Source organism: Actinoalloteichus spitiensis RMV-1378 (assembly GCF_000239155.1).
In the GTDB taxonomy this organism is placed as follows: Bacteria; Actinomycetota; Actinomycetes; order Mycobacteriales; family Pseudonocardiaceae; genus Actinoalloteichus_B; species Actinoalloteichus_B spitiensis.
Window position 1 is genome coordinate 1 of record NZ_AGVX02000834.1, and the last position, 2,176, is coordinate 2,176.

At 72.2% G+C, this 2,176-nt stretch carries 2 protein-coding genes and 1 CRISPR repeat array; of the genes, one reads left to right on the forward strand and one right to left on the reverse strand.

What is annotated here, in order from left to right:
* Positions 1 to 234: hypothetical protein (locus ACTIDRAF_RS31465; RefSeq protein ID WP_039789839.1), on the forward strand; the 234-nt coding region annotated here is incomplete at its 5' end.
* Positions 235 to 340: 106 nt separating this feature from the next.
* On the opposite strand, the gene ACTIDRAF_RS31470 is transcribed toward ACTIDRAF_RS31465, so the two are convergent.
* The gene (locus ACTIDRAF_RS31470; protein WP_016701522.1) at positions 341 to 973 is read right to left on the reverse strand and encodes a winged helix-turn-helix domain-containing protein; all 633 of its coding nucleotides are present in this window, start codon (positions 971 to 973) and stop codon (positions 341 to 343) included.
* A 275-nt stretch (positions 974 to 1,248) separates the two neighbouring features.
* Positions 1,249 to 1,675: direct repeats of the CRISPR family, unit length 30 nt; unit sequence GTTGGAACTCCTCGTAGGAGCGATGAGGAC.
* The last annotated feature ends 501 nt before the right edge of the window (positions 1,676 to 2,176 follow it).

Here is a 2,176-nt window from a genome sequence, read left to right on the forward strand (position 1 = left end):
CGCACCACCACCCCACCCCCGCGAGCGGACCAGCCGGAGGTCACCGCCATGGACATCCCGCGCAGGAAGGCGAGCGACGACATCCCCCGTCCGAGCGCGGGCGACGAGCCGGGCACCACGGAGGACGAGGTGCCCGCCGGCGCCAACCCCCGCTGCCCCCGGCTCGACGGCACCGTCCTTCCCCGCCTCGGCGAGGACTGCGAGCGCAACCCGCGCGGCTACGTCTGGGACTGACACCGCCTCCCGGCGGCAAGGGGTGCCCTGGCCGTCCCGGCCGACCACGCCCCGGGCCGACCGAGTGGGCCGGGGCGTGCCGACCCCGGGGCCGGCGGCGCCCCGGTCACGACCGGGCCGAACCCGAGCGGACCGCGTGGTGGAGGACCACCAGCGCGGGATCGTCGACCCGGTACCCCACACCCCGCACCGTGGTGATCAACGGGCAGTCCACGCCCAGCTTGCCCCGGATCCGCCGCACGTAGACGTCGATGGTCCGTTCCGAACTCCGCCCCGGCGCGCCCCACACCCGGGCCACCAGGTCGGAGCGCTGGTGCACCACCCCGGGGTTCTCGCAGAGGAACAGCAGCAGGTCGAACTCCATCCGCGTCAACGGCACGTCCACGCCCGCGCGGGTCACCCGGCGCGCGGGAACGACGATGTGCACCGGGCCAGCGGCGCGAGGCCCGAGGTCACCTCCCGGTGCGTCCCCGCGCGACACCGGGTGCTGGCGGGGGATGGTGACACCGTCCACCGTGAGCGAGGCGCCCGCGAGGTCCACGGCGCGCCGCACCGCCCGCACCAGGCGGCCCGTGACGGACGCCGCCTCCGCCGCGTCCGCGCGGACGGTGATGGTCACGGTCAGCTCGGCGTGCGCGCTCGGCTCCGACTGGTGGCCCGGAGCCGAGGAGACCTGGCAGGGCACCGCCGGCAACTCGGGGCTGGGCACCTCGGACGTGGGCTGCCAACGGAACGACATGGTGGTTCCTCACGGGAGGCGGGCCGGAGCGACCCGGGGGATGGGCGGTCAGCGCTCGAGGAACAGGGAGCTACGACACGCCTGGGTGTTGACGCGGGCGAAGTCGACGTGCCGCCGTCGAGTCAGCACCGTGGGAACCACGGCTGAATTGCAGCAGGGCGGTCACCCGGTGTCAACGCTTCCCAGGTGCTGGGCGACCTGGCGCCGGTTCGCGAGGGCCGCACCGGAACTCAGTGAACGACGAACCGCGCCCCGGAGCAGGCGGACAGGATCGGGCGAGAACTCCTCCGAGGAGCGATGAGGACGCGGAGGCGCCCCCGGTCTCGTGCCGTACCTCTACGAGTTGGAACTCCTCGTAGGAGCGATGAGGACGGTTGCAGCCGGTCGGGCCGCCAGCCCGCCGCCGCGTTGGAACTCCTCGTAGGAGCGATGAGGACAGTAGCTGCGATGGCTGACGAGACACCGACCACCGGGTTGGAACTCCTCGTAGGAGCGATGAGGACCGCAGAACCGGCTAGGGACGGGGCGGACGGCTCAGGGTTGGAACTCCTCGTAGGAGCGATGAGGACCCGGACGCGGACGGCAACCTGATGGTCAAGCAGTCCAAGTTGGAACTCCTCGTAGGAGCGATGAGGACGCCCGGTCCGGGCAGATCCGGCAGGTGTCGGATCTGTTGGAACTCCTCGTAGGAGCGATGAGGACCCGAGAGTAAAGTCGCAGGTCAGGATACACGTGGCGGGCGTCGATCGCGTCCATTCTGCAGCGAACCCGAGGTTTGACATCAGACCCGGGGGGTTCGCTGAAATCCGGCCGCACTTTGTGGTGGCTCCTGTCTCCCACTTCCGTCGTCCCGGGGGCCCTTCCCGGTATACCGCACCAGGCCGGCGCGCTCCCTCGCGGGGACCGCACGACGGCCGGGTGGGGGAGGACGACCAGCGCCGCCGCCCTCCCCTCCGCTCATCGTGGCTCACCGGTCACGCCGCCCACGGCCCTCGTACCCCGCCGCACGGGTTCTCGTCCTGGCCCGACACCGACGCGCCCTCGGGCGGCCCGAACCCTCCCGGTGGCGACTCGAGGCCCGTCCTACCGCGAGGGCGAGCCCACCGTTCCGGCTCAGCAGGCGACGGACGGGCCGAGCCAGTAGTAGAAGGTGTTGACGTAGGCGAGCGACCTCCGCTCACCCGGGCCGATCTGCCGGCAGGC